This window comes from Nocardioides sp. P86, assembly GCF_023712465.1.
Taxonomy (GTDB): Bacteria; Actinomycetota; Actinomycetes; order Propionibacteriales; family Nocardioidaceae; genus Nocardioides; species Nocardioides kribbensis.
The window spans coordinates 178,383-201,812 of sequence record NZ_JAMAYE010000001.1; the positions used below are offsets into that span (position 1 = coordinate 178,383).

19 protein-coding genes are annotated in these 23,430 nt (G+C 75.0%); 8 read left to right on the forward strand and 11 right to left on the reverse strand.

What is annotated here, in order from left to right; translation table 11 throughout:
• Window positions 1–162: 162 nt before the first annotated feature.
• The 4 genes from M3673_RS19475 to M3673_RS00880 all read right to left on the reverse strand — a co-directional run bounded on the left by M3673_RS19475 (window position 163) and on the right by M3673_RS00880 (window position 6,983).
• A complete protein-coding gene (locus M3673_RS19475) occupies window positions 163–2,199 on the reverse strand; it encodes a helix-turn-helix domain-containing protein (protein WP_251530857.1) in 2,037 nt (678 codons plus the stop codon).
• On the reverse strand, window positions 2,196–4,940 hold the full coding sequence (locus tag M3673_RS00870) for a DNA translocase FtsK (RefSeq protein ID WP_251530859.1): 2,745 nt from the start codon (window positions 4,938–4,940) through the stop codon (window positions 2,196–2,198). Before M3673_RS00870 ends, M3673_RS19475 begins: the two co-directional genes overlap by 4 nt.
• Window positions 4,941–5,087: 147 nt before the next feature.
• Complete coding sequence (dapA, locus tag M3673_RS00875) at window positions 5,088–6,005, reverse strand: 4-hydroxy-tetrahydrodipicolinate synthase (protein WP_251530861.1); 918 nt, start codon at window positions 6,003–6,005, stop codon at window positions 5,088–5,090.
• A gap of 42 nt (window positions 6,006–6,047) precedes the next feature.
• Complete coding sequence (locus tag M3673_RS00880; RefSeq protein ID WP_251530863.1) at window positions 6,048–6,983, reverse strand: LLM class F420-dependent oxidoreductase; 936 nt, start codon at window positions 6,981–6,983, stop codon at window positions 6,048–6,050.
• A 93-nt stretch (window positions 6,984–7,076) separates the two neighbouring features.
• Here M3673_RS00880 and M3673_RS19480 point away from each other — a divergent pair, with 93 nt between their 5' ends.
• Window positions 7,077–9,122 (forward strand): ATP-binding protein, encoded by a 2,046-nt coding sequence (locus M3673_RS19480; RefSeq protein WP_251530865.1) that lies wholly within the window; start codon window positions 7,077–7,079, stop codon window positions 9,120–9,122.
• A gap of 126 nt (window positions 9,123–9,248) precedes the next feature.
• On the opposite strand, the gene M3673_RS00890 is transcribed toward M3673_RS19480, so the two are convergent.
• From M3673_RS00890 to gcvT, 5 genes are read right to left on the reverse strand one after another with little or no spacing between them, the layout of a single operon-like run.
• Window positions 9,249–9,761, reverse strand: coding sequence for a dihydrofolate reductase (locus tag M3673_RS00890; protein ID WP_251530867.1), 513 nt, complete (start codon window positions 9,759–9,761; stop codon window positions 9,249–9,251).
• Window positions 9,758–10,570: a thymidylate synthase gene (locus M3673_RS00895; protein WP_251530869.1), complete on the reverse strand. Its 813-nt coding sequence runs from the start codon at window positions 10,568–10,570 to the stop codon at window positions 9,758–9,760. The genes M3673_RS00890 and M3673_RS00895 overlap by 4 nt, the downstream gene beginning before the upstream one ends.
• Window positions 10,571–10,580: 10 nt before the next feature.
• Window positions 10,581–11,498, reverse strand: coding sequence for a PhzF family phenazine biosynthesis protein (locus M3673_RS00900; RefSeq protein ID WP_251530871.1), 918 nt, complete (start codon window positions 11,496–11,498; stop codon window positions 10,581–10,583).
• A complete protein-coding gene (locus tag M3673_RS00905) occupies window positions 11,495–11,752 on the reverse strand; it encodes a hypothetical protein (protein WP_193664712.1) in 258 nt (85 codons plus the stop codon). The genes M3673_RS00900 and M3673_RS00905 overlap by 4 nt, the downstream gene beginning before the upstream one ends.
• A gap of 5 nt (window positions 11,753–11,757) precedes the next feature.
• Window positions 11,758–12,945 carry a glycine cleavage system aminomethyltransferase GcvT gene (gene gcvT / locus M3673_RS00910; RefSeq protein WP_251530873.1) on the reverse strand — a complete coding sequence of 396 codons (1,188 nt, stop codon included), beginning with the start codon at window positions 12,943–12,945 and terminating at the stop codon, window positions 11,758–11,760.
• 42 nt (window positions 12,946–12,987) lie between these two features.
• On the opposite strand from gcvT, the gene M3673_RS00915 reads away from it, so the two are divergent.
• Window positions 12,988–14,493 (forward strand): leucyl aminopeptidase, encoded by a 1,506-nt coding sequence (locus M3673_RS00915; protein ID WP_251530875.1) that lies wholly within the window; start codon window positions 12,988–12,990, stop codon window positions 14,491–14,493.
• A gap of 54 nt (window positions 14,494–14,547) precedes the next feature.
• Here M3673_RS00915 and M3673_RS00920 read toward each other — a convergent pair whose 3' ends face one another.
• Entirely contained in the window at window positions 14,548–14,925 is a 378-nt protein-coding gene (locus M3673_RS00920) for a hypothetical protein (RefSeq protein ID WP_227489137.1), read from the reverse strand.
• A gap of 114 nt (window positions 14,926–15,039) precedes the next feature.
• Here M3673_RS00920 and lpdA point away from each other — a divergent pair, with 114 nt between their 5' ends.
• From lpdA to M3673_RS00935, 3 genes are all read left to right on the forward strand, one after another.
• The gene (lpdA, locus tag M3673_RS00925; RefSeq protein ID WP_251530877.1) at window positions 15,040–16,443 is read left to right on the forward strand and encodes a dihydrolipoyl dehydrogenase; all 1,404 of its coding nucleotides are present in this window, start codon (window positions 15,040–15,042) and stop codon (window positions 16,441–16,443) included.
• 136 nt (window positions 16,444–16,579) lie between these two features.
• On the forward strand, window positions 16,580–18,502 hold the full coding sequence (gene sucB, locus M3673_RS00930) for a 2-oxoglutarate dehydrogenase, E2 component, dihydrolipoamide succinyltransferase (protein WP_251530879.1): 1,923 nt from the start codon (window positions 16,580–16,582) through the stop codon (window positions 18,500–18,502).
• 177 nt (window positions 18,503–18,679) lie between these two features.
• The gene (locus M3673_RS00935; RefSeq protein WP_251530881.1) at window positions 18,680–19,576 is read left to right on the forward strand and encodes a TIGR01777 family oxidoreductase; all 897 of its coding nucleotides are present in this window, start codon (window positions 18,680–18,682) and stop codon (window positions 19,574–19,576) included.
• 40 nt (window positions 19,577–19,616) lie between these two features.
• On the opposite strand, the gene M3673_RS00940 is transcribed toward M3673_RS00935, so the two are convergent.
• A complete protein-coding gene (locus M3673_RS00940) occupies window positions 19,617–20,282 on the reverse strand; it encodes a hypothetical protein (protein WP_251530883.1) in 666 nt (221 codons plus the stop codon).
• Window positions 20,283–20,391: 109 nt separating this feature from the next.
• Between M3673_RS00940 and lipB the strand changes: the two genes are divergently transcribed.
• The 3 genes from lipB to M3673_RS00955 all read left to right on the forward strand — a co-directional run bounded on the left by lipB (window position 20,392) and on the right by M3673_RS00955 (window position 23,366).
• On the forward strand, window positions 20,392–21,153 hold the full coding sequence (lipB, locus tag M3673_RS00945) for a lipoyl(octanoyl) transferase LipB (protein ID WP_193664350.1): 762 nt from the start codon (window positions 20,392–20,394) through the stop codon (window positions 21,151–21,153).
• 228 nt (window positions 21,154–21,381) lie between these two features.
• Entirely contained in the window at window positions 21,382–22,374 is a 993-nt protein-coding gene (locus M3673_RS00950) for an ABC transporter ATP-binding protein (protein ID WP_251530885.1), read from the forward strand.
• Window positions 22,374–23,366 carry a hypothetical protein gene (locus M3673_RS00955; RefSeq protein WP_251530887.1) on the forward strand — a complete coding sequence of 331 codons (993 nt, stop codon included), beginning with the start codon at window positions 22,374–22,376 and terminating at the stop codon, window positions 23,364–23,366. Before M3673_RS00950 ends, M3673_RS00955 begins: the two co-directional genes overlap by 1 nt.
• Window positions 23,367–23,430: the final 64 nt, after the last annotated feature.

A 23,430-nucleotide genomic window follows, 5' to 3' on the forward strand; every position in this document is an offset into this window, starting at 1 on the left:
GGCGCCCCCGCCGCGGACGCCATGCGCACCGTGGATGCGCATCCACCCGTCGCATGACGTCCCGCTCCCGCCGCCACCCGAGGCTGCCGCGGACGCACCGCGGCCCCGAGGAGCAGCTGCTCCTCGGGGCCGGGTGGCGGTGTGCGGGTCGCGCCCGTGCGGTCAGTCCTCGACGGTGAAGGTGTCCTGGGCGGTCTTGCCCGTGGCGCCGAGGGCGCCGCGGTCCTGGCCGTCGACGGCGACCTCGACGGAGCCGTCGGACGACTGCACGCGCACCGGCTGGGAGACCTTGTCGATGACCTTGACCTGGCCGAAGGTCAGCGTGCCCTTGAAGACCAGCTCGTTGTCGCCGTCGCGCACCCACACCGTGGCGCCGCCACCGGCGGCGGTGAGGGTGACCGGCACGCGGGCTCCCGCCGAGGACTGCACGGCGGCCGGCAGGTTCGGGGCCGGGTCGCGCAGGTCGACCGGCTGGTCCATGACCAGCCGCGCGACCGACCAGCAGAGCACGAGCGCCATGACCGCGGCGATCATGATCGACCAGTTCGGGCCGCCGCGGGTGCCGCGGATCGCCCCGCCCGCCCCGAGCTCGGCCTCGAAGACGCGGCGCGGGTTGATCGGGGCGTCGGCGTACCTCGCGTCGTAGTCGGCGAGCAGCGGCGCCACGTCGACGCCGAGCACGCGGGCGAGCGTGCGCAGGTGGCCGCGGGCGTAGAAGTCGCCGCCGCAGGGGGCGAAGTCGTCGACCTCGATGGACTCGATGACGTGCGGACGGATGCGGGTGCGCTCGGCCAGCTGGTCGACGCTGAGGCCCAGACGGGTCCGGGCCGCGGCCAGCTCGGGGCCGATCACGGGGTCCTCGGCCGGCTCGGCACCGAGGTCGTCGATGACGATGGGTGCCACGGCGTCGCCGGCGGTGGCGATCGGGCTGACCCGGTCGCCCCACACCACGGTGTCCTCGACCAGGCTCACGCTGCCGCTGCGGCGCAGCTCGCGCGCCTCGGGGAGGCCGCGGCGGGTGTGGTCGTCGGACTCGTCGTCGGCGAGGTCGAGGGCGTTGGCGCCGTGCACCAGGTCGGTGCGGATCTCGCTGCGCACCGCCACGACGGGCTCGCGCAGCGGGCTCGGCGTCGCGCTCGGGGTGACCTCGGGGCGCCCCATGACGGGCGCGCCCACGGGCGAGCCCGGGCCGCGCACGGCGCCGGTCCCGGCGGGGGCGTCGCGGGAGGAGTCGTCGTCGGAGGAGTCGCCGTCGGCGGCCCGCTCGCGGCGCCAGGGCAGCCGCGAGGCCAGGTCGCCGATGGCCTGGGCGAGCGCGGGACGGGGGTCGTGGGAGCGACCCGCGTCCTCCTCGGCCTCCTCGTGGGCGAGACGGCCGCCGTCGTCGCCGGGGGCGTACGCCGCAGCGCTCGCACCCACCGCGGGGCGCACGGCCGTGTCGTCGGGTCCGGCGGGGGGCGCGGTGGCTGCGGGGACCTCGTCGGTCCCGGCCGCCGGGGGCTGCTCGGCGGTGACCCGCTGGGACACCGGGCGCTCGGCGTCGGCGCCGGCGACGGCAGCTGCTGCGGTGCCCGCGGCGGCCTCGGTGTGACCGGTGGGCGCGGTGGCCGGGTCGCCGTCGTGGACGGCGGCCCAGGCCTCGTCGTCGAGGTACTCGTAGCCCTCGATCTCGACCACCTCGACGGCGCCACCCGCGAGGGCGTCGAGGGCGTCGACGACGGTGGCGCCGGGCTCGACGCCGACCACGCGGGTCGAGACCGACAGCGGCACCGAGATCGGGTCGTCGTCGCCGGCCAGGACGTCGATGGCCCCGTCGCGCACGACGCGGCGGCGCGGGAGCACCTCGACGGCCTCGATCTGGGTCCAGGGCAGGCCGCGCCACGTGCGGCCGGTGCGCAGGCGCACCCCGAGGTCGTCGGCGACGAAGAGCGGGGTGCGGGCGTCGCGCAGGACCAGGGCGTGGCCGACGGCCACGAGGCCCATCACGGCGCAGAGCGCCCAGTCGAGCGCCGCGCCCGTCGCGGTGGCGCGGGCGAGGTAGGCCGCGGCCACGAGGGCGGCGACGCCCCCGATGGCGCCGGCCAGCACGCCGTTGCGGCGTACCTCCACCGTGCGCGGCGCGGCGCCGTGCTCGTCGGCGGCCAGGCTCTCGGTGACTCCCTCGGCGGGCTCGGTCAGGTCGGTGTGGATGTCGTTCACATCTCCCCCTGCAGGGTCGCGATGACGCCGTCGATCTCGTCGGGCTTGACCAGCACGTCGCGGGCTTTGGAGCCCTCGCTGGGTCCGACGACGCCACGGCTCTCCATGATGTCCATCAAGCGGCCCGCCTTGGCGAAGCCGACACGCAGCTTGCGTTGCAGCATCGAGGTCGACCCGAACTGCGTGGACACGACGAGCTCGATGGCCTGGATGACCAGGTCCATGTCGTCGCCGATGTCGTCGTCGAGCTCGCGCTTGCTGGCCGCGGGGGCGGTGACGTCCTCGCGGTAGGTCGGCTCGAGCTGCTCCTTGCAGTGCTTGACCACCTGGGCGATCTCGGCCTCGGTGACCCACGACCCCTGCACGCGCACGGCCTTCGAGGAGCCCATGGGCAGGAAGAGGCCGTCACCCTGACCGACCAGCTTCTCGGCGCCCGGCTGGTCGAGGATGACCCGGCTGTCGGCGAGCGAGGAGGTGGCGAAGGCCAGTCGCGAGGGCACGTTGGCCTTGATCAGGCCGGTGACCACGTCGACCGAGGGCCGCTGCGTCGCGAGCACCAGGTGGATGCCGGCCGCGCGGGCCAGCTGGGTGATGCGCACGACCGCGTCCTCGACGTCACGCGGGGCGACCATCATCAGGTCGGCCAGCTCGTCGACGATGACCAGCAGGTAGGGGTAGGGCGAGAGCTGGCGCTCGGACCCGAGCGGCACCTCGACCTTGCCCGCCCTGACGGCCTTGTTGAAGTCGTCGATGTGGCGGAAGCCGAAGTTGGCCAGGTCGTCGTAGCGCATGTCCATCTCGCGCACGACCCAGGCCAGCGCCTCGGCGGCCTTCTTGGGGTTGGTGATGATCGGGGTGATCAGGTGCGGCACGCCCTCGTAGGCGTTGAGCTCGACCCGCTTGGGGTCGACCATGATCATCCGCACCTCGTCGGGCGTGGAGCGCATGAGGATCGAAGTGATCATCGAGTTGATGAACGACGACTTGCCCGAGCCCGTGGCGCCCGCGACGAGCAGGTGCGGCATCTTGGCGAGGTTGGCGACCACGAAGCCGCCCTCCACGTCCTTGCCGAGCCCGGCGATCATCGGGTGGTGGTCGGAGCGCGCCGTCGTGGAGCGCAGCACGTCGCCGAGGGAGACGATCTCCTTGTCGACGTTGGGGATCTCGATGCCGATCGCCGACTTGCCGGGGATCGGGCTGAGGATCCGCACGTCGGCCGAGGCGACGGCGTAGGCGATGTTCTTGCTCAGCGCGGTGACCTTCTCCACCTTCACCGCGGGGCCGAGCTCGACCTCGTAGCGGGTGACGGTCGGGCCGCGGGTGTAGCCGGTGACCTGGGCGTCGATGTTGAACTCGTCCATGACCTGCATGAGGCGGTCGACGACCGCGTCGCTGGCCTTGGAGCGGGCCTTGTGCACCGAGCCGGGCTTGAGCACCTCGCCGGCGGGCAGGTGGTAGGTGACGTCGCCGGAGAGCGCGAGCTGCTCCACGCGCGCCGGCAGCGGCGTGTGCGGCGGCGGGACCAGCTCCTCCTTGGCCTCCGGCTCGTCGTCCTCGCCGAGGTCGGCGAGCGCGGGGGCGACCGGGCGCGGCGCCGACGGCTTCGCCGCCGGGGTGCGCGGCTCGGGGGCGAAGAGGTCGACGCCGGCGTCCGTGGCGACCTCCTGCTCCATGGCGACCTCGATGGGGTCCTTGCGGCGCCGCTTCTTCAGCTCGCGGTCGCTGAGCACCGGGCTGTCGTAGGCCGGGTCGCCCATCTCGGGGTCGATCTCGTCCTCGGCGTCGTGGCGCCCGCGGCGCGAGCGGGTGGCCCGGGTGTCGTCGTCGTCCTCGTAGAGGTCGCGGCCCAGGGCGCGGTCGCGCAGGTCGGCGAGCTTGACCGGCACCTGGTAGAGCGGGGTGGCGGTGACGACCAGCAGGCCGAAGACGGCGAGCAGCACGAGCAGCGGGACGACGACGTACTCCTCGCGGAGCAGGTCGAGCAGCAGCGAGGAGACGACGTAGCCGATCGCGCCGCCACCCTCCTGCAGCGGGCTGGCGTCGCCGCGCACGGGCTGCGGGCTGCCGCCGGCGATGTGCACGATGCCGAGCACACCGAGGGCCAGCGAGCTCCAGCCGATGACCTGACGACCGGCCGGGCCGTTGCCGACCGGGTCGCGCATGGTGCGCCAGCCGACGACCACCAGGGCCAGCGGCACCAGCCAGCCGACCTTGCCGACGGAGCCGGTGACCGCGGTGCGGGTGATCTCCATGGCGCTGCCACCGAGCTGGAACCACACGGCGGCGGCGGCGACGACCGCGAGGGCGAGCACGAAGAGGCCCGCACCGTCGCGACGGTGCTCGGGGTCGAGCTCACGAGCACCGTGACCGATGCCGCGGGCCAGGGCGCCCACGCCGTGCGCAAGGGCGAGCCAGGTGGCGACCACGCCGCGCAGGACCGCGTCGAAGAGGCGCGCGACCGGGCCGCGGCCGGTGCGCACGGCGCGCGGCGCCGGACGCGCGGCGGGGCGCTTGGTCGCGGGCCGCTTGGCCGTCGAGCGACCGCCCGTCCGGCTCGCCGGACGGGCTGCGGTCTTCTTCTTGGGCGCAGGCCGCTTGCCGGTGGCCTTGCTGCGCGCGGTCGAGGTGGTCGGGGTACTCCGTGGTCGGGCGCTCGAGCCACTGCGGGACGTCGTGGGGGACGTCGACGTGGACGTGCTCGTGCTCCGCGACCCCGGCGGGGAAGACGTACGGGTCGCCATGCTGGTTAACCTAGAGGAACGCCACTCCAGTCACAGGGACCACAGGAAGCGTGTCGCGCCCCAGCCGTCACCACTCCCCCACCGGGGTGGGCGGACCCCGGTGGACCGGCGGTGGTGGCACGGCGGGCATCCCGCGCCGGGCGGGCCTCAGGCGGGCAGCAGGCCGGCGGCCTCGAGGCCGGCGCGCAGCGCGGCGACCTCGGTGTCGTCGAGCTCCAGCAGCGGCGAGCGGACCCGGCGGTTGTCGAGCACGCCGAGCAGCTCGAGGCTCGCCTTGGCCGTGGTGGCGCCGTAGTTGGCCACCCCCATGACGGCCTCGATCGCCGGGAGCATCCGGGTGTAGATGTCGAGGGCCTCACCGACACGGCCCGCGCGGTGCGCGTCGTGCATGGCGCGCAGCTGGTCGCCGGCGACGTGGCCCACGACCGAGACGAAGCCGACCGCGCCGTGGGCCAGCCAGCCGAGGTTGGCGATGTCGTCGCCGGAGTAGAGCGCCAGGCCGAGCTGGCTGATCCGCACCCCGCGGGCCAGGTCGCCCACCGCGTCCTTGACCGCGAGCACCTGCTCCCAGCGGGCGACCTCGGCGTAGGACTCCAGGCTGAGCTGGGTGCCGGTGCGGCCCGGCACGTCGTAGAGCATCACCGGCACGTCGCTGGCCCCGACGACCTGGCGGAAGTGGTGCAGCACCCCGGCCTGGCCGGGCTTGTTGTAGTAGGGCGTCACCAGCAGCAGCCCGTCGGCGCCGGCCTGCGCGGCCTGCTTGGCCAGGCCGATGGAGGTGCGGGTGTCGTTGGTGCCGACACCGGCCACCAGGACGATGTCGGGGCCGACGGCGTCGCGCACGGCGGCGAGGACCTCGCCGTCCTCTGCCGGGGTGGTGGTCGGCGACTCGCCGGTGGTGCCCGAGACGACGAGGCCGTCGTGACCGTGGGCGACGAGGTGGCGGGCGATGCGCTGGGTGCTCTCGAGGTCGAGCGACCCGTCGGGGGCGAAGGCGGTGGCCATCGCGGTCAGCACGGTGCCGAAGGGTGCCGTCGGGGCCCCGGGAGTCGCCTCAGCAGTCATGGCGGCAGGCTATCCCGCCCGGTCGCCGCGTCGCGGGACCGGTCACGCCGCGCGGCCGGCGGGCAGGTGCGGCGCCACCTCCGCGGCCACGAGCCGCAGGTGGTCGAGGTCGTGCAGGTCGAGCACCTGGAGGTAGAGCCGCTGGCAGCCCTCCGCGGCGTAGGCGCCGATCCGGTCGAGGACCTCCGCCGGGGTGCCGGCCAGGCCGTGGGCGCGCAGGTCGTCGACGTCGCGCCCGATGGCCGCGGCCCGGCGGGCGACCTCCGCCTCGTCGGCGCCGACGCACAGCACGAGGGCGTTGGACCACGTCATCGAGGCGGGGTCGCGGTCGACGGCCTCGCAGGCCCGGGCGACGCGGGCGCTCTGCTCGCGGGTCGTGGCGGTGTCGACGAAGGGCAGGTTGAACTCGTCGGCGAAGCGCGCCGCGAGCTCCGGCGTACGCCGCTTGCCGAGACCGCCGATGATCACCGGGGGCGGGGTCTGCACCGGCTTGGGCAGGCCCGGGGAGTCGCGCACGACGTGGTGGCGGCCCTCGAAGGTGAAGCCGCCCTGCGTGGCCCACAGCCCGGTCACGATCTCCAGCTGCTCCTCGAAACGGTCGAAGCGCTCCCCCACCGACGGGAACGGGATGGCGTACTTCTCGTGCTCGGCGGCGAACCACCCGGCGCCGATCCCGAGCTCGACGCGCCCCCCGCTCATCTGGTCGACCTGGGCCACCTGCACCGCCAGCGGCCCGGGGTGGCGGAAGGTCGCACTGGTCATCAGCGTGCCGAGGCGGATCGTGCTGGTCTCGCGGGCCAGCCCGGCCAGGGTGGTCCAGGCGTCGGTCGGCCCGGGCAGGCCGTCGCCGCTCATCGCGAGGTAGTGGTCGGAGCGGAAGAAGGCGTCGAAGCCGAGGGTCTCGGCCTCGCGGGCCACCGCGAGCAGGTCGTCGTAGGTGGCGCCCTGCTGGGGCTCGGTGAACACACGCAGATCCATGCCGCCATGCTGCCAGCAGCCCGGCGCGGCGCAACCCCACCGGAGCGTCGCGGACCTGCGAGGATGACGCCTCCGACCACGCGGGAGGCGACGGTGGAGGCCACACAGAAGGCGGCGCGCACGGTCACCGGCGACCTGCGCCCGGTCTACCAGATCATGCGACGGCTCAACCTGGGCGGCGACGTCGCCTCGGTGCTCGACGCCGTGGCCGAGGGCGCCGCGGCCACGGTCGGCTTCGCGGTGGCGGCGATCAGCTACCTGCGCGAGGACGCCACCCTCGAGATCGTGAGCGTCGCGGGCAGCGCCGAGGCGCGCGAGCAGCTGGTCGGCACGCTGGTGCCGCTGGCGCTCATGGAGGAGGAGCTGGCGCTCGCCGACGCGTGGGGCTCGCTGCTCTTCATCCCCGCCGAGCGGCTGGCCGACCTGCCGACCGACGGCTGGATCCCCGTCGCCGACGCCGCGGCCCCCCGCGACGAGCCGTCCCCCGACGACCCCGACCGGTGGCGGCCGGAGGACACGCTGCGCGCACCGCTGCGCTCCCCCGAGGGCGAGCTGCTCGGCCTGCTCTCGGTCGACCTGCCCCTCGACGGCCGCCGCCCCGACGCGGCGCGGCGCGAGCAGCTGGAGATGTACGCCGACCTGGCCGGCATCGCCCTCGGCAACGCCCGGCGCGCCGTCGACCTGGCCGAGCAGGTGCGCCTGGGCGCGGCGGTCGACGCGATCAACAGCGAGGCCGTGGCCAGCCTCGACGCCGCCCAGGTGGTGGACCGTGCGACCGCCTCGATCGCCGCCGCGCTGCGCTCGGACTGGGTGCGGGTCAGGGTCGTCGGCGCCGGCGCGCTGCCCGGCACCGACCACGGGGCGCGCTTCCCCACCGGCCACGCCGAGACACCCGCCCCCGTCGTGGCCTGGGCGACGCGCGAGGCCTGCGACCACTGGGCCGCCGGCACGGTGTCGCTCACCACGGTGAGCGCCGACGGCGCCATGCTGACCACCCACACCCGCCACCTCGACACCGCGACCCGCCGCCCGGTCGCCGGCGGGGCCGCGGGCTGGGTCAGCCAGCCGCTGAGCCCCCGCACCGACATCGGCGACGAGGCCGAGCGCGCCGCCGTCCTGGCCCACCTGCACGGCAACGACCTGAGCAGCATGCTGATGGCGCCGATGGGCGCCGGCACCGACTGCTTCGGCTACGTCGTGCTCGCTCGTCGCGACGGCGCCGGCACCGGCGACCGGGCCGTGCCCGGTGCCGTGCCCGGTGCCGGGGGCGTGACTGGCGACGGGGGCGCTCAGGGGCCCGGCGACGGGGCGGGCGGCGGTGCGGAGACCGGCGCCGCGGGCTGGTCGACCCACGAGGTGCGCGCGGCCAGCCAGGTCGCCCGCCACCTCGGCCAGGCGGTGCTCAACGCCCGGCTGCTCGAGCGCGAGCACGTGCTCGTCGAGCAGCTCGAGGCCCTCGACGTGTACAAGAACGACCTGATCTCCACCGTCTCCCACGAGCTGCGCACCCCGCTCACCTCCATCCAGGGTCACCTGGAGCTGATCGAGGACGACCCGGCCGCCGCGCCCGCGGCCAGCTTCCAGGTCGTGCGCCGCAACCTCGACCGGGTGCTCTCCCTCATCGACGACCTGCTGACCCTCAAGCGGCTCACCGACCGCGAGGCCACCTCCGAGGCCGCGATCGTCGACCTCCACCAGCTCGCCGTCGACGCCGTGGCCGCCTTCCGGCTCCACGCCCAGGAGGACGGTGTGCGGCTCGTGCTCCAGCCCCACGGCGGGCCGCTGCTCATCAGCGGCGACCACGACGAGCTGGAGCGGGTGGCGCTCAACCTCGTCGGCAACGCCGTCAAGTACACCCCCGCCGGCGGCGAGGTCAGCGTCTCGGTCGAGCGCAGCGAGCGCTTCGTGCGCTTCGTGTGCCGCGACACCGGCCTGGGCATCAGCAAGCCCGACCAGGAGGAGCTGTTCACCGAGTTCTTCCGCTCCACCAACCCCGAGGCGCTCGCCCGCCCCGGCACCGGCCTGGGCCTGAGCATCGTGCGGCGCATCGTCCAGCGCCACGGCGGCTCGATCCGGCTGGAGTCCGAGCTCGGCGAGGGCAGCACCTTCACCGTGCGGCTGCCGCTGAGCCGACTCTGAGGCGCGGCCGCCCCCGCCTCGGGCGCCGTACGAGACGTGGAGGCGCATCCACCCTCCGCATGACGTCCCCGCTCCCACGACGCCCCGCCGACCCCGTCGCCCGCGCCACGGCGGCCGGGCCGAGCGTCAGCGGCGTACCCAGCGCACGACGTCGAAGCCGTCGTGCGGCTCGCGGGAGGCCTCGTGCCAGAGCGCGGGGTCGATCGCGGGGTAGGTCGTGTCGCCCGCGGGCTCGAGGTGCACCTCGCTGATGACCTGCTCGTCGGCCAGGCCCGCGCCGTCGGCACCGGAGGCGGCGAGCACGGCGGCGTAGACCGCGGCGCCGCCGGCGACCCTCACCTCCGCGCCCTCGGGCTGGTCGTCGGCCAGGGCGAGCGCGGCGTCGAGGTCGTGGGCGACGAGCACCCCCGGGGCCGACCAGGCGGGGTCGCGGGTGAGCACGACGGTGGTGCGCCCGGGCAGCGGACGACCGATCGAGTCGTAGGTCGCGCGCCCCATGAGCAGCGTGTGGCCGAGGGTGAGCGCCTTGAAGTGCGCGAAGTCGGCGGGCAGGTGCCAGGGGATCGCCCCGTCGGCGCCGATGACGCCGTTGCGCGCCACCGCGGCGACGAGCAGCACCCGCCGCCCGCCGGGGGTCATACGGCGATGGGCGCCTTGATGCCCGGGTGGGGGTCGTAGCCCTCGACGGCGACGTGCTCGAGCTCGAAGGCGCCGAGGTCGGTGACGCTGGGGTCGAGCCACAGCGTCGGCAGCGGTCGCGGCTCGCGGGTCAGCTGGAGACGGGCCTGGTCGAGGTGGTTGGAGTAGAGGTGGGCGTCGCCGAGGGTGTGCACGAAGTCGCCGACGGCCAGGCCCGTGACCTGGGCGACCATGTGGGTCAGCAGCGCGTAGGAGGCGATGTTGAAGGGCACGCCGAGGAAGACGTCGGCGGAGCGCTGGTAGAGCTGGCAGGACAGCCGCGCGGGCCCGCCGTCGACCGCGGGGGCGACGTAGAACTGGAAGAGCGCGTGGCAGGGCGCCAGCGCCATCGACGGGATGTCGGCGACGTTCCACGCCGAGACGAGGTGACGGCGCGAGTCCGGGTCGCGACGGATCTGCTCGACGACCTCGGCGAGCTGGTCGACGTGGCGGCCGTCGGGGGTGGGCCAGGAGCGCCACTGCGCGCCGTAGACCGGGCCGAGGTCGCCGTGCTCGTCGGCCCACTCGTCCCAGATGCTCACCCCGCGCTCCTGGAGCCAGGTGACGTTGGTGTCGCCGCGCAGGAACCACAGCAGCTCGGCGAAGACCGAGCGGGTGTGGATGCGCTTGGTCGTCACCAGCGGGAAGCCGACGGAGAGGTCGAAGCGCATCTGGTGGCCGAAGACCGAGCGCGTGCCGGTGCCGGTGCGGTCGCCCTTGGCCACGCCCTCGTCGAGGATCCGCCGGACGAGGTCGAGGTAGGCCTGCACGAGCGCGACCCTACCGGCGCGGCCCGGCGGGCAGCCGGACCTGCCCGGCCACCGTCGTGGCGGTGTCGCCGCCGACCCACACGACGGGCTCGCCGTCGGGGCCGGCCTCGGTGCTGACGTGCACGCGCCCGCGCCGCCCGAGCACCGTGCCCTGCGAGGCGACGTACGCCGAGGGCAGCCGGTCGCCCGCGAGCCACTGGGCCAGGCCGGCGTTGAGGCTGCCGGTGACCGGGTCCTCGCCGACCCCGAGGCTGGGCACGAAGGCCCGCACCTCGACGTCGGCGTCGCTGGTGCCTGCGGGGTGGACGCCGACGACGCCGAGCCTGAGGTCGCCGAAGGCCGCGAGGTCGGGCTCCAGCGACAGCACCGCGGCGGCGTCGGCGAGCAGCACGCCGAGCCAGCCCGGGCCGTTGTCGACCCAGGCCGCGTCGAGCACCTCGACCCCCGAGCCACCTCCGGGCCCGCCTCGCCCGGCGCCGAGCACGCGGCGCACGTGGGCGAGGTCGGCCTCGTCGACCGGGCCGGAGCGCACCAGCGGCGGCGCGGCGAAGGCGAGCCGCTCGCCACGGCGCAGCCGCACCAGCCCGGCGCCGCACTCCTGCACCACGACCCCGTCGGCGGCCGGCCTCCCGCCGGCCTCGAGCCAGGCGTGGGCCGAGCCGAGGGTGGGGTGCCCGGCGAAGGGGAGCTCGCGACCGGGGGTGAAGATGCGCAGCCGGTAGTCGGCGCCCGGTGTCGTCGGCGGCAGCAGGAAGGTCGTCTCCGACAGGTTGGTCCACCGGGCGAAGGCGGCCATGTCGGCCTCGTCGAGGCCCTCGGCGTCGTGCACCACCGCCACGGGGTTGCCGCGCAGCGGCTCGGCGCTGAACACGTCGACCTGGCTGAAACGGCGCTCGACCACCGCGCCGGGCACCGGCGCCCCGCTCACGGGTGCAGCGACATGGGGCCGTAGACGCGGCGCTCGCCCTCGAAGAGCACGACGGCGTCGACGCCCTCAGCGGCGAGGTCGCCGAAGCACTCCCCCACCCACGACTCGGCGTCGGCCTGGTTGGCGAAGCGCTCGCCGGAGAGGTCGGCTCCCACGCTCACCTCCTCACCGGAGGCGTCCTCGAGGCGCCACCACCACGGCAGCTCGGCGGGGGTGGGCTGGCGGAAGGTCGGGGGCTGGTCGGGAAGGTTCACGCGGATCACGTCCTGACGGAGGGTGCGACGAAGGGCGGGCGGACGACCTGGAAGACCTCGCGCCGTCCGCGCACGTCGACGCCGACCTCGGCGTCGTCGGCCACGAAGCTGGGCAGCAGCGCGAGGCCGATGCCCTTGCGCAGGGTCGGGGAGAAGGTGCCGGAGGTGATCTCCCCCAGCAGCACGTCGGGGGTCAGCGAGACCGTCATGTGGGGGCGCGGGATGCCGCGGCCGGTGGCCACCAGCCCTTGGAGGCGGCGGCGGGGCCCGGCGGCACGCTCGGCGGTGAGCACCTCCTTGCCCCAGAAGGCGTCCTTGCCCCATCCCACGGCCCAGCCGAGCCGGGCCTGGTTGGGGGTGACGTCGAGGGAGATGTCCTGCCCGTGCAGCGGGTAGCCCATCTCGGTGCGCAGGGTGTCGCGCGCGCCCAGGCCGCAGGCGAGCAGGCCCAGCGGCTCCCCCGCGGCGACCAGCGCGTCCCACAGGCCCAGCGCCGCGGCCACGGGGGCGACCAGCTCGTAGCCGCGCTCGCCGGTGTAGCCGGTGCGGCACACGACCACGTCGTGGGCGCGGCCCTGCGCGGCGTACGGCGCGACGGCGAAGCTCATGTAGTCGTGGCCCACGGGCAGCCCGACGGCGGCGAGCAGGTCGTCGCTGCGCGGGCCCTGCACGGCGAGCACGACGTGGTCGCGGTGCTCGTCGGTCACCGTGACGCCCGCCGGTGCGACCGCGGCCAGCCGGCGCACGACCTCGGCGGTGTTGGCGGCGTTGGGCACCAGCAGCACGTGCTCCTCGTCGTGGAGGTAGGCGATGAGGTCGTCGACGATGCCGCCGGTCTCCTCGTCGCAGCACAGCGTGTACTGCGCCTGGCCCGGGCCGATGCGGCGCAGGTCGTTGGAGAGCGTGGCGTCGACGAAGTCGGCCGCGCCGGGGCCGGTCACGCTGGCCTTGCCGAGGTGGCTGACGTCGAAGAGGCCCACCGCCTCGCGCACGGCCGTGTGCTCCTTGACCACGCCCGAGGGGTACTCCAGCGGCATCGACCAGCCGCCGAACTCCGCCAGCTTGGCGCCCAGCGCGACGTGGCGCTCGTGCAGCGGCGAGCGGATCAGCCCCTGCGCGTCGGGCGGCGTGACGCCACCGGCTGGGTCGCGGGAGGGGTCGCGGGAGGGGTCGGGTGCACGGTCCTCGGCCATGGCCTCAACCTAGCGTGAGGCGCCGACGGTTAACCTGCCCCGGTGACGACGTACACCTTGCGCAACGCCAACCCCGCCAAGACCAAGGCCGACGCCGTGGTGGTGGGGGTCGTGAGCAGCGGCGACGGGGTCGTGCTGGCCCCGGGCGCGGAGGCGGTGGGCGAGGCCTACGGCCGCAAGCTGCGCCCGCTGCTGGCGATGCTGGCACTGACGGGCAAGGTCGGCGAGACGACCCGCGTGCCCACCGGGGGCGTCATCGCCTCCCCCACCCTCGTGCTCGTCGGGCTCGGTGCCGAGGCCACGCCGGAGACCGTGCGCCGCGGCGCCGGCGCCGCGGCCCGTGCCGTCACCAACGCCGCGAGCGTCGCGCTCGCGCTGCCCGCCGACTCCGCCGCGCTGGTCCGCTCGGTCACCGAGGGGTGGGCGCTGGGCGGCTACCGCTTCACCGCCTACCAGCGCGACACCGCCACGACCACCACGGTCGCCGAGGTCGCCGTGCTGTCGCCGGTCGCGCGCCGCGCCGAGGCCACCACCGCCTTCGAGGAGGCCCAGGTCGTCGCCGAGGCCGTCGCCACCACCCGCGACTGGGTCAACACCCCGCCCGGCGACCTGACCCCGCCGGCCTTCGCCGACGCCGTCGTGGCCGCGGTCAAGGACAACGCCAAGCAGGTCGCACGCGGCCACAAGGTCACCGCCACCGTGCACGACGAGGCCGCGCTGGCCGACCTCGGCTGCGGCGGCATCCTCGGCGTCGGCGCCGGCTCGAGCGCCCCGCCGCGCCTGGTCGAGCTGACGTACGCCCCCAAGGGCGCCACCCGCCACCTCGCGCTGGTCGGCAAGGGCATCACCTTCGACTCCGGCGGCCTGACCATCAAGCCGGCCGCCTCGATGAGCGAGATGAAGTCCGACATGGCCGGCGCCGCCGCGGTCGTGCAGGCCACGCTCGCGATCGCCCGGCTCGGTCTGCCGGTCAAGGTCAGCACCTTCGTGCCCATGGCCGAGAACATGGTCTCCGGCAGCGCCACCCGCCCCGGCGACGTGCTGCGCATCTACGGCGGCACCACGGTGGAGATCTCCAACACCGACGCCGAGGGCCGCCTCGTGCTGGCCGACGCCCTCGTGCGCGCGACCGAGACCGAGCCCGACGTGGTGCTCGACGTCGCCACGCTGACCGGTCACATGGTCGTCGCCCTCGGCGACAAGGTGGCCGGCGTGATGGGCACCCGCTCGGTCGTCGACGACGTGCTCGCCGCCTCCGAGGTCGCCGGCGAGGCGCACTGGCCGATGCCGATCCCCGAGCAGATGGGCGAGCGGATCCGCTCCAGCAAGGTCGCCGACCTGGCCCAGCACGACTGGGTGCGCTGGGGCGGCGGACTCTTCGCCGCAGCCTTCCTGCGTGAGTTCACCGCCGGGCTCCCCTGGGCCCACCTCGACATCGCCGGGCCGTCCTTCGGCTCCGGCGCCTCGGGGCACGTGACCGCCGGCGGCACCGGCTTCGCGGTCGCCACGCTCGTCGACTACGCCCGGGCCTTCGCCGCCGCGGAGTAGTCCCGGCGCGACGTCGGAGGGCGGGCCCGACGGGGCCCGCCCCGCCGCGGCGGGCTAGAGGCCCTGCTGCTTGCGCTGCGCCTTCATCCGGGAGTTGTAGTCGCGCATGCGCTGCGGCACGCCGACCACGGCCGCGTCGTAGGACGGCACCTGGTGGCGGTTGCAGAACGCGTGCGCCCACTCCACCGACGGCACCCGCCGCCGCGTCCACTCCCCGTCGTGCGCCACGAGCAGCAGGGTCACGTCGGAGACCGCCGTGCGGGGCTCGACGAAGCCCTCCACGCCGTGGCGCTCGCCGACCCAGGACTGCAGGTGCTCCTGGTCGACGGAGTCCGAGGCGCGCACGCGCGTCGAGCCCGTGCGGAAGCCGTCACGGGCCGGCTTGCGCATCTTCGTCGCGCTGCTTCGTCGGAATCGGTCGAGGAACGCCATGCCCCTAGTCTGCCCGCCCCGCCGAAGGCCGGTGTGGACACACCCTGAAGAAGTGCAAAGATGGGTCCGCGCTCACGAGGCGCACCCCTGCTCACGGCGCACGGAAGGACCACGGTGGCCGGCCCCGCTCACGACACCGACTTCGACGTTCTCATCCTCGGTGCGGGCTCGGGGGGCTACGCCTGTGCCCTGCGCGCCGCCCAGCTCGGCCTGCGCGTCGCCCTGGTCGAGAAGGACCGGCTGGGCGGCACCTGCCTCCACGTCGGCTGCATCCCCACCAAGGCCCTCCTGCACGCCGCCGAGGTCGCCGACGCCGCCCGCGAGTCGGAGCGCTTCGGCGTGCTCGCCTCCTTCGAGGGCATCGACATGGCCGGCGTCAACTCCTACAAGGACGGCGTCGTCGCGCGGCTCTTCAAGGGCCTGACCGGCCTCGTCGGCTCGCGCGGGGTCACCGTCATCGAGGGCGAGGGCCGCCTCACCGGGCCCCACGAGGTCACGGTCGACGGCACGGCCCACACCGCCCGCCACGTCGTCCTCGCCTCCGGCTCGACCCCCCGCAGCCTGCCCGGCCTCGAGGTCGACGGCGAGCGGGTGCTCACCTCCGAGCACGCCCTGCGCCTCGAGCACGTGCCCGCCTCCGTGGTGGTGCTCGGCGGCGGCGTGATCGGCTCGGAGTTCGCCTCGGTCTGGCGCAGCTTCGGCGCCGAGGTCACCGTGGTCGAGGCCCTCCCGCGCCTGGTCGCGGCCGAGGACGAGGCCTGCTCCAAGGTGCTCGAGCGCGCCTTCCGCAAGCGCGGCATCACCGTGCGCACCTCCACCCGCTTCGCGTCGGTCGCGCGCACCGAGAAGGGTGTCGCGGTCACCGTCGACACCGCCAAGGGCGAGCAGGAGGTCGTCGAGGCCGAGCTGCTCCTGGTGGCCGTGGGCCGCGGCCCCGTCACCGAGGGCCTGGGCTACGACGAGCAGGGCGTCGCCCTGGACCGCGGCTTCGTCACCACCGACGAGCGCTGCCGCACCTCGGTGCCCGGCGTCTGGGCCGTGGGCGACATCGTGCCCGGCCTCCAGCTGGCCCACCGCGGCTTCGCGCAGGGCATCTTCGTCGCCGAGGAGATCGCCGGGCTCGAGCCCGCCCCGATCGACGAGACGGGCATCCCGCGGGTGACCTACTCCCACCCCGAGGTCGCCTCGGTCGGGCTCGACGAGAAGGCCGCGATCGCGGCGTACGGCGCCGACGCGGTGCAGAGCCTGACCTACGACCTGGGCGGCAACGGCAAGAGCCAGATCCTGCAGACCCAGGGCTTCGTCAAGCTGGTCCGCCGCGTCGACGGCCCCGTCGTCGGTGTCCACCTGGTGGGCGACCGCGTCGGCGAGCTCATCGGCGAGGCGCAGCTGATCTACAACTGGGAGGGACACGCCGAGGACGTCGCTCCGCTGCTGCACGCCCACCCCACCCAGAACGAGGCCCTCGGCGAGGCCCACCTGGCGCTCGCCGGGAAGCCGTTGCACGCGCATTCCTAGGCTGGCCCCGGCGGCCCCGCGCCCGCCGGCGCGCGCCACCCCTGCTCCCGCCCCGCTCCACCCGCCCCACCACAGACGCCCCACCACAGACGCACAGCCCCACACCACACGAAGAACGCGAGCGAAGGAACTCACATTGGCCACCGAAGTCAACCTCCCCGCCCTGGGTGAGTCCGTCACCGAGGGCACCGTCACCCGCTGGCTGAAGGCCGTGGGCGACACCGTCGCGGTCGACGAGCCGCTGCTGGAGGTCTCCACCGACAAGGTCGACACCGAGATCCCCTCCCCGGTCGCCGGCACCCTCCTGGAGATCAAGGCCGAGGAGGACGACACCGTCGAGGTGGGCGCCGTCCTGGCCCTCATCGGCGACGAGAGCGAGGCCGGCGGTGACGGTGGCGGCGGCGCCAACGCTCCCGAGGCCTCCGAGGCCACCGAGTCCGCGACCCCCGAGGCCCAGCCGGCCGACGAGGGCGAGGCCGAGAAGAAGGCCGAGCAGGAGCAGCAGATCGTCGAGGAGAAGGGCTCGCTGCCCGCCGGCGACGAGACCCCCGAGTCGGAGAAGTCCGGCCCCGCCGGCGGCTCCGGCGGCGGCTCGGGCACCTCGGTGACCCTGCCCGCGCTGGGCGAGTCGGTCACCGAGGGCACCGTGACCCGCTGGCTGAAGTCGGTCGGTGACGAGGTCGCCGTCGACGAGCCGCTGCTCGAGGTCTCCACCGACAAGGTCGACACCGAGATCCCCTCCCCGGTCGCCGGCACGCTGCTGGCCATCACGGTCGACGAGGACGAGACCGTCGAGGTCGGCGCCGAGCTGGCCGTCATCGGCGACAAGGGCGCCTCGGTCGAGGAGCCCACCGACTCCGCCGCGCCCGAGGCCCAGCCCAAGGACGACGCCGAGGCCGCCAAGAAGGCCGAGCAGGAGGAGCGGATCCTCGAGGAGAAGGGCTCGCTGCCCGCCGGCGACGAGACCCCGGAGAAGGAGAAGTCCGACTCCCCCGCCCCGGCCGCCCCCGCCGCCTCGCCCGAGCCCGCCGAGGCCACCACCCCGGCTGCCGAGAAGGCCCCGGCGCCCAGCGCGCAGTCGCCCTCCACCGGCGAGTCCGGCTCCTCGTCGAGCAACGACGCCGCCGGCTACGTCACCCCGCTGGTGCGCAAGCTGGCCAACCAGCACGACGTCGACCTCGCCACCGTCACCGGCACCGGCGTCGGCGGTCGCATCCGCAAGCAGGACGTGCTCGAGGCCGCCAAGGCCAAGGAGGCGCCGGCCCCGGCCGCCGCTCCTGCGGCCGCCGCCCCGGCCGCGGCGCCCGCCTCGTCGGGTGCCTCGGCGCCCTCGACCACCCCGTCGCCGCTGCGCGGCACCACGGAGAAGGTCAGCCGCCTGCGCAGGATCATCTCCGAGCGCATGGTCGACTCGCTGCACACCGCGGCGCAGCTGACCCAGGTCGTCGAGGTCGACGTTACCAACATCGCGCGGCTGCGCGAGGCGAAGAAGGCCGACTTCCTCTCCCGCGAGGGCGTCAAGCTGTCCTACCTGCCGTTCTTCGCCAAGGCGTCGATCGACGCGCTCAAGCAGCACCCCAAGCTCAACGCGACGATCGACATCGACGCCGGCGAGATCACCTACTACGACCGGGAGAACGTCGCCTTCGCCGTCGACACCGACAAGGGTCTGCTGACCCCGGTCGTCAAGGACGCCGGCGACCTGTCGATCGCCGGCCTGGCCAAGAAGATCGCCGACGTCGCGCAGCGCACCCGCACCAACAAGATCGGTCCCGACGAGCTGTCGGGCGGCACCTTCACGATCACCAACCTGGGCAGCGTCGGGGCCCTGTGGGACACCCCGATCATCAACCGCCCCCAGGTCGCCATCCTCGGCCCCGGTGCCGTCGTGAAGCGCCCGGTCGTCATCGACGACGCCAATCTCGGCGAGACCATCGCCGTGCGCCACATGGTGTACCTCGCGCTGACCTACGACCACCGCCTGGTCGACGGCGCCGACGCCGGCCGCTTCCTCCAGGACGTCAAGGCGCGTCTCGAGGCCGGCCAGTTCGAGGTCTGACGCACCACCGCACCACTGCTTCAACCGACGGCGCGAGGTCACCGACCTCGCGCCGTCGGCGCGTCCACGGCCCGCCCGAGTCCGCTGTGGCGCGCCCGACCCGGCCGCGCCGGCCGCCCGGCAGGTGCGGCCCCGAAGGGGGAGCCGGGGTTTCCCGGTGGGTGACAGGGTGGGGCCATGCCCCTGAACGTCGTCATCGCCGGCTCGTCCGGATTCCTCGGCTCCCACCTCGTGGGCGCCCTGCGCGGGCGCGGCCACTCCGTCACCGCGCTGACCCGCCGCCCCGCGAAGGGCCCGTCGGAGTCGACCTGGGACCCCTACGCCGGGGCCGTCGACCGTGGGCTCGTGCAGTCGGCCGACGTGGTGGTCAACCTCGCCGGCGCCCCGACCGCCGGCAACCCCCACTCCAAGACCTGGGCCCGTGAGCTGCGCGAGAGCCGCGTGACGACCACCCGGCTGCTGGCGGAGGTGATCGCGGAGGCCGAGCGCCCTCCGGCGTACCTCGCGGGCAACGGGATCTCCTACTACGGCGACCACGGCGACGCGCTGCTCACCGAGTCGGCCGACAGCCGCGGCCACGCGCTGCTCACCGACGTCACCCGGGAGTGGCAGGCGGCGGCCGACGCGGCCGTCGACGCCGGCGCCCGGGTGTGCGTGCTGCGCACCGCGCCGGTGATGGACGCCGCCGCTCCCCCGCTCAAGCAGCTGCGCCTGGTCTTCAAGCTCGGGCTCGGCGCCAAGCTGGGCGACGGCAGCCAGCACATGGCGATGATCTCGCTGCGCGACTGGGTCGACGCCACCGTCCACCTCGCCGAGCACGAGTCGGCCTCGGGCCCCTTCAACCTGTGCTGCGTGACCACGCCGACCAACGCGGAGTTCACGAAGGCCCTCGCCGCCGGGGTCAAGCGGCCCGCGGTCGCCTTCGTGCCCGCCCCGCTGCTGCGCACCGCCGCCGGCGCGATGGGCCCGGAGCTCCTCGGCTCGCTCAACGTCACCCCGCGGGCGCTGCTCGACTCCGGCTACACCTTCCACGACCCCGACGTCGAGGCCGTGGTCCGCAGCGGCCTGAGCTGACCGCCGCCCGCGGCCGCCCGGGCCGGGCCGGGCGGGCGCCTCAGGCCGGCACGACCTCGGCGACGAGCCAGCCACCCCGCTCGCGGACCAGGGTGATCTCGCGGGCGGTCGCCCGGTCGCGCGGCAGGCGTACGTCGACCCCGCGCCCCACCGCCCGTGCGCCGACCAGCCGGTCGACCACCCGCAGCCGCAGTCGGGCCGCGGGGCGACCGGTCGCTCGAGCGGCGCCGCCGACGCGGAGCACCTCGACGTCGACCAGCCGCGTGGTCATGCCCCGCACCCGCAGCCCCCGCGCCGTCCAGGCGCGCAGCATCGCGACGTCGTGGCGTGCGGCGGCCGACCCGTCGACGTAGAGCGACGCCAGTCGCTCCGGGTCGGCCCTCGACCACGCCGCCGCCCGCTGCCGGTCCCACCGCGCCACCACGCGCGCCGCCCGGAGCTCCTCGGCCGACCACCCGTCGGCGGCCCCCGCTCGCGGGTCGGGGCGCCCGGCCAGCGCCCCGCCCCCACCGCTCGGGTGGCCACCACCCGCGGTCACGGGCCCACCGTCAGCGCTCGAGGAGGGCGCGTCGTCGAGCGCGCCGAGGCCCTCGGCCACCGCGGCCGCGGGCCGCAGGTCGTGGCCGGGCCCTCCTTCCCGCAGGACGATCCCGCCCAGCACGACGGCGGAGGTGACGACGACGGCGGTCAGCAGCAGGCGCAGCATGGGTCCCCCCTACCCACCTGGCGACCAGTGCCCGCGGGCCGTCCACAGGTGGCAGCCTGCGGTGCACGGGCCGGGGCGGGGGCGCACGCCCGGGAGTAGCATCGGGGCCATGGCGAGCAGCGGGAGAGACCTCGACGTACGCACGGTCGGCCTCGGCGCGCAGGCCGTGGACTACCTCGCCGCGTGGGACCTCCAGCGCGAGGTGCACGCCCAGGTCGTGGCCGGGGAGGCGCCCGACACGGTGCTGCTGCTGGAGCACCCGCCGACGTTCACCGCAGGCAAGCGCACCGACCCCCACGAGCGCCCCGCCGACCCGGGCGGCGCGCCCGTGCTCGACGTCGACCGCGGCGGCAAGATCACCTACCACGGGCCGGGCCAGCTGGTGGCGTACCCGATCGTCCGCCTGCCCGACCACGTGCTCGTCGTCGACTTCGTGCGCCGCATGGAGGAGGCGATGATCGCGACCTGCGCGGCCTTCGGCGTCACCACCGCCCGGGTGCCCGGCCGCAGCGGCGTGTGGCTGCGCGCCGACTCCCCCGGCTCCGGCACGCGCCCCGAGCGCAAGGTCGGTGCGATCGGCATCCGTGTCAGCCGCGGTGTGACCATGCACGGCATCTCGCTCAACTGCGACGTCGACCTGGGCTGGTACGACCGCTTCGTGCCCTGCGGCATCGCCGACGCCGGCGTCACGTCGCTGAGCCAGGAGGCCGGCCGCGACGTCACCGTCGCGGAGGTCCTGCCGGTGCTCACCGAGCACCTGCGGGCGCTGCTGGCGTGGGACGACTACACCCCCACCCCCGACTACGAGCCCCGCCCCGAGCCCGGCCGCGCCCCCCGCATCGAGATCCTCGCCCCCGCCTCCTCCCGCTGACCGCGCCGCTCCGGCGCTCCTCGCCGCGGCGGGCCCGGACGTCATACGCACCGTGGATGCGCATCCACCCCTCGCACGACGTCCCACCCCACGCCCGGCGTCGGCCCCCGACGCGAGTGCGACCGTGGAGGGTAAAGACCTCCTACGGCGCGCCCCCGCGCGCCGCCGGCGGGCGGCTGCTTTGATCACCCGACCGACGCCGTGACGTCGGGAGGATCGAGGACACCGGTGAGCGCGCTCGTGATCGAGACCAGCGGCCTGCGCAAGGAGTACACATCGCGCCGCGGCGGCCGGCGGGTGGCCGTGCAGGGCCTCGACCTGGCGGTGCCCGCCGGCGGGGTCCACGGCTTCCTGGGCCCCAACGGGTCGGGCAAGACGACGACGATCCGCATGCTGCTGGGGCTCTCACGGGCCACCGCCGGCTCGATGCGCCTCTTCGGCGAGGAGGTGCCGCAGCGCCTGCCGAGCGTCATCGGCCGCGTGGGCGCGGTGGTCGAGTCGCCGAAGTTCTCCCCCCACCTCACCGGTCGGCAGAACCTCCTCCTCCTGGCCCGCTCCATCAGCGCCCCCGACGCGCGCGTCGACGCCGCGGTGGAGACCGTCGGGCTGACCGGCCGCGACGCCGACCGCTACCGCTCCTACTCCCTGGGCATGAAGCAGCGCCTGGCCATCGCCGCCACCCTGCTCAAGGACCCCGACCTGCTCATCCTCGACGAGCCCACCAACGGCCTCGACCCGGCCGGCATCCGCGAGGTGCGCGACACCGTCCGCGACCTCGGCGCCGCCGGCGTCACGGTGCTGCTGAGCTCCCACATCCTCGCCGAGGTGCAGCAGGTCTGCACCTCGGCCACCATCATCGGCAACGGCCGGCTGCTGGCCAGCGGCACCGTCGACGACCTCCTCGCCGGCGCCGCCACCCACCGCGTGGTCACGCCCGACCCCGTCGTCGCCGCCCGCGTGCTGCGCGAGGCCGGCCTGGCCGTCACCGGCCCCGCCGAGGCCCCAGGCGACCACCCAGGCGACCACCACGCCGACCACCGCGCCGACCACCCGGGCTCCGAGCCCGACCACGCCCTCACCGTCGAGACCGACGACCCCGCCCGCGTCACCCGGGTCCTGGCCGAGGCCGGGGTGTGGCTGAGCGAGCTGACTCCGGTGCGCCAGGACCTGGAGTCCTACTTCCTCGCCCTCACCGCCGACGACACCCTGGGAGGCCGCTGATGGGCGCCTTGCTGAAGGTCGAGCTGACCCGCCTGCGTTGGCGCCGTGCGGTCGTGCTGCTGCTCGCGGCCGCCGTGCTGGTGCCGGCGGTCGTGGTCGGCGCCACCGCGTGGGGCACCCGCCCTCTCTCGGAGGCCGACCTGGCCTCGGCCGAGAGCGACTTCGGCGGCCGGTTCCTCCGCCAGGAGGTGCGCTCCTGCGGCCGCACGCCGGAGTTCTACGGCCTCGAGGACGTCGCGGCCGCCGAGCTCCCCGAGGCCTGCCGCCTCGCGGTGGTGTCGTCGTACGTCGGGCGCAGCCCGCTCAGCCTGTCCGACTCGCTGGAGGGCGGGGCGATGCTCGTCGTCGCCGCGGTGCTGGTGCTGCTGCTCGTGCTGCTCGGCACGACCTTCGTGGGCCACGACTGGAACACGGGCTCGATGAGCAACCAGCTGCTCTTCGAGGCCCGCCGCGGCCGCGTCTGGGCGGCCAAGGCGCTCGCCGTCGGCGCGGTCGGGCTCGTCGTCGCGCTGCTGGTGAGCCTGGCGTGCTGGCTCGCGCTGTTGGCGATCGCCTCCTCCCGCGACCTGAGCGCCGCCGACGGCGTGCTGCTCGACGGCGTCGAGCAGTGCCTGCGCACGGGCCTGGTCGCCGCGGGCGCGGCGTTCGGCGGCTACGCGCTGACCATGCTGCTGCGCAGCACGGTGGCCACGCTCGGCGTCGTCTTCGCCCTCACCGTGCTCGGCGGCACCCTCATCGGCGTCCTCGGGGGCCAGGAGACCCAGCGCTGGCAGCCCCAGCTCAACGTGATGGCCGCGGTCACCAACGAGGTCACCTACTACGACGACTCCGGCCTCGAGCCCGCCTGCCTCACCGGCATGGCCCGACCCCGCCTCGACTGCGACGCCACCCAGCGCATCGGCGCCGTGCAGGGCGGCTCCTACGTCGGCGTCGTGCTGCTCGCGCTGGGCGCGGCCTCCGTGGTGTCGTTCCGCCGCCGCGACGTGCCCTGAGCCCGCCCGCTCCCCGACCTGGGCGGCCGGCGCCCGCCCGGGCACACCAGGCGCCGGCCCGGGC